This window comes from Streptomyces sp. (genome assembly GCF_050698815.1).
Lineage (GTDB): Bacteria > Actinomycetota > Actinomycetes > Streptomycetales > Streptomycetaceae > Streptomyces.
On sequence record NZ_JBOHCV010000352.1, the window covers coordinates 1 to 3,236 of the forward strand.

At 71.5% G+C, this 3,236-nt stretch carries 4 protein-coding genes; 1 reads left to right on the forward strand and 3 read right to left on the reverse strand.

Annotated features, from left to right (window positions below; translation table 11 throughout):
- Positions 1–75: 75 nt before the first annotated feature.
- Together ACRDP3_RS12845 and ACRDP3_RS12850 are read right to left on the reverse strand one after the other, a co-directional pair.
- Positions 76–1,533 (reverse strand): GuaB1 family IMP dehydrogenase-related protein, encoded by a 1,458-nt coding sequence (locus ACRDP3_RS12845; protein ID WP_431517036.1) that lies wholly within the window; start codon positions 1,531–1,533, stop codon positions 76–78.
- 88 nt (positions 1,534–1,621) lie between these two features.
- A complete protein-coding gene (locus tag ACRDP3_RS12850) occupies positions 1,622–2,164 on the reverse strand; it encodes an MOSC domain-containing protein (RefSeq protein ID WP_431517037.1) in 543 nt (180 codons plus the stop codon).
- Positions 2,165–2,331: 167 nt separating this feature from the next.
- On the opposite strand from ACRDP3_RS12850, the gene ACRDP3_RS12855 reads away from it, so the two are divergent.
- The gene (locus ACRDP3_RS12855) at positions 2,332–3,057 is read left to right on the forward strand and encodes a GntR family transcriptional regulator (protein WP_431517038.1); all 726 of its coding nucleotides are present in this window, start codon (positions 2,332–2,334) and stop codon (positions 3,055–3,057) included.
- Here the strand turns inward: ACRDP3_RS12855 and ACRDP3_RS12860 are convergent.
- Positions 3,018–3,236 (reverse strand): L-lactate permease (locus ACRDP3_RS12860; protein ID WP_431517039.1); only part of this gene is annotated, 219 nt, incomplete at its 5' end. The two genes, ACRDP3_RS12855 and ACRDP3_RS12860, sit on opposite strands and share 40 nt — an antisense overlap.

The window sequence follows — 3,236 nt, forward strand, 5'->3', positions numbered from 1 at the left end:
GGTGCACAGCGTGTGCGGGGCGTGCGGAGTGTGCGGGACGCCCGGCTCGGGCCGGGGCCGCCGCACACCCCGTGCTCACCAACTGACGTGCAGCGGCTTGCCCTCCGCGTATCCCGCGGCGCTCTGAACACCGACCACTGCCTTCTCGGCGAACTCCGTCAGGGAGGCGGCGCCCGCGTATGCGCAGGAGGAGCGGACCCCCGCGATGATCGCGTCGATGACGTCCTCGACGCCGGGCCGGGCCGGGTCGATGAACATCCGGGAGGTGGAGATGCCCTCCTCGAACAGAGCCTTGCGGGCGCCGTCGTAGGCCGATTCCTCGCTCGTGCGGTGGCGCACCGCGCGGGCCGAGGCCATGCCGAACGACTCTTTGTAGAGCCGCCCGTCGGCGGACTGCTGAATGTCGCCGGGCGATTCGTACGTACCGGCGAACCAGGACCCGATCATGACGTTGGAGGCGCCTGCGGCCAGCGCCATGGCGACGTCGCGCGGGTGCCGCACGCCGCCGTCGGCCCACACGTGCTTGCCGTACTTGCGCGCCTCCGCGGCGCACTCCAGGACCGCGGAGAACTGCGGGCGGCCGACGCCCGTCATCATCCGTGTGGTGCACATGGCGCCGGGTCCGACGCCGACCTTGACGATGTCGGCACCGGCCTCCACCAGGTCGCGTACGCCCTCGGCGGAGACGACGTTCCCCGCCACGAGCGGGACTCGGGGGTCGAGGGCCCGCACCGCGCGCAGGGTGTCGATCACGCGGTCCTGGTGGCCGTGCGCCGTGTCCACCACCAGGGTGTCGACCCCGGCGTCCAGCAGCGCCCGCGCCTTGCCCGCGACCTCACCGTTGATGCCGACGGCCGCGGCGACGCGGAGCCGCCCGGCGGCGTCGGTGGCGGGGGTGTAGAGGGTGGCGCGGAGCGCGCCCTTGCGGGTCAGGATGCCGACGAGGCGGCCGTCTGCGTCGACCGCGGGGGCGAGCTTGCGGTGGGCGGCGTGCAGGCGGTTGAAGGCCTCGCTGGGATCGATGTCCGCGTTCACCACGAGGAGGTCGCGGGACATCACCTCGGACAGTTGCGTGAAGCGGTCCACGCCGGTCAGGTCCGTCTCGGTGACGACACCGACCGGCCGCTCGTCCTGGACCACGATGCCCGCGCCGTGCGCCCGCTTGGGCAGCAGCGACAGCGCGTCGGCGGCCGTCTGGGACGGTGCCAGCGTGATGGGCGTGTCCAGCACCACGTGCCGGCGCTTGACCCAGCCGGTGACCTCGGTGACGACGTCGAGGGGGATGTCCTGCGGGATGACCACGAGACCGCCGCGGCGGGCGACGGTCTCGGCCATCCGACGCCCGGCGATCGCGGTCATGTTGGCGACCACCAGCGGAATGGTGGTGCCGGTGCCGTCGGGGGACGCGAGGTCCACGCCCAGCCGGGAGGCGACCGCGGAGCGGCTGGGCACCATGAAGACGTCGTCGTACGTCAGGTCGTAGGGAGTCGAGGGACGCGGGGCCAGCGACCCGTCGGACTGAAGAAAGCGCATGAGGCCAGGCTACCTGCGGAGGAACCCACGAACGCGGTGGTCAGACCCCGTGTGAAGGTACGAGAGCCGGGGCCGGACCCGTCACCCGTCAGACCCGGTCGAGGGGCCGGTGCGGTCCGGCCGGAAGCCGGACCTCGATCGTGTCGCCGGGGCGCACCTCGCCGCCCTCCCGGACGACCCCCATGATCCCGGACTTGCGCACCACGTCGCCCGCTTCGTCGCGCCCGACGAGCCGCTTCAGCAGGCCGGCCCTGAAGGCGTCGATCTGCGAGCAGGGGTTGCGCAGGCCGGTGACCTCCACGACGGCCTCGTCGCCGAGGTGCAGCAGAGTGCCGACGGGCAGGCCGAGCAGGTCCAGGCCGCTGGTGGTGATGTTCTCGCCGAGCTGACCGGGTGACACCGTGAATCCCTCACGGCCGACGTCGGCGAAGAGCTCCTGGTGGATGAGGTGGACCTGCCGCAGATTCGGCAGGGTGGGGTCCTGCGCGACGCGCGAGCGGTGCTTGACCGTCACACCGGCGTGCACGTCCCCCTCCACCCCCAGCCCGGCCAGCAGCGTGACGCTGTCCCGGTTCGGCTTGCTGAACGAGTAATCGCTGTTGCTGCTGACTGCCGTCACGGTCCCGCCCATTCCGCGCGACTCCCCTCTTCGCCGGGCTCCCAGGTGAATTGGGAGACTGACCCCATGGTGACGCGGATTGCGTCGGCGGGTGGGGCGGGCGCTGGTTGCACGCCCGCCGGGCCCGCGTCTAATGTCCCGCTTGGACACATGAATCCATCCATGACGGGGGGACGCACGTGGCAAGGGCTCTCCCCACGTCCCAGCGCGCCTACCACTACGCCAAGGAACGCATACTCGACGGCCTCCTCGCCGGCGGTGACCTGATCAGCGAGGGGATGGTGGCCGAGGAGCTCGGCATCAGTCGTACGCCCGTACGGGAGGCGTTCCTCCGGCTGGAGACCGAGGGGCTGCTGCGCCTCTACCCCAAGCGGGGAGCGGTGGTGGTCCCCGTCTCCGCCAAGGAGGTGGAGACGGTGCTGGAGACCAGGGAGCTGGTCGAGTCCTTCGCCGCGGAGAAGGTCGCGGCGCTGGGAACGGCCGCGCTGGAGCGGCTCGTCGGTGAACTGCGCGCGCAGCTGACCGAGCAGCGGCGCCTGCGCGAGGCCGGCGACGGCAAGGCGTTCGTCTCCGCCGACCAGGCCTTTCACCAGCTGATCGTCAGCGCCGCGGACAATCCGATCCTGCTGGACCTCTACGCCTCGTTGCGCGACCGGCAGCAGCGGATGGGGCTGTACGCCGTCGTCCACGACCACGACCGGCTGCGCGTCACCAACCACGAGCACGTCGAGCTCGTCGCCCTGCTCGAGCGGGGCGACGTGGCGGCCTACCGGACCGCGCTGCGCGAGCACCTTCGCGGTACCCGCGCAGTGGTTCTGGGTCACCGGGATCAAGGCCGGGGGCAGGAACAGGCTCAGGAACAGGATCAGGACAGCAGCATCCAGCCCAGCACGGATGTGGACTGAAGGAAGACCAGCACGCACATCAGCAGCAGGAGTGCCAGGCTCCAGCCGACGTCCTTGCGCAGCAGTTCCGGTTCCCGGCCGCCGAGGCCGGTCGCGGCGGCGGCGATGGCGAGGTTCTGCGGGGAGATCATCTTGCCGAGTACGCCGCCGGAGCTGTTGGCCGCGGCGAGGAGTTCCGG

Excerpts from the sequence above, each read along its gene's own strand:
- ACRDP3_RS12845 (WP_431517036.1), bottom strand. The coding sequence starts at position 1,533 with ATGCGCTTTCTTCAGTCCGACGGGTCGCTGGCCCCGCGTCCCTCGACT.
- ACRDP3_RS12850 (WP_431517037.1), bottom strand. The coding sequence starts at position 2,164 with ATGGGCGGGACCGTGACGGCAGTCAGCAGCAACAGCGATTACTCGTTC.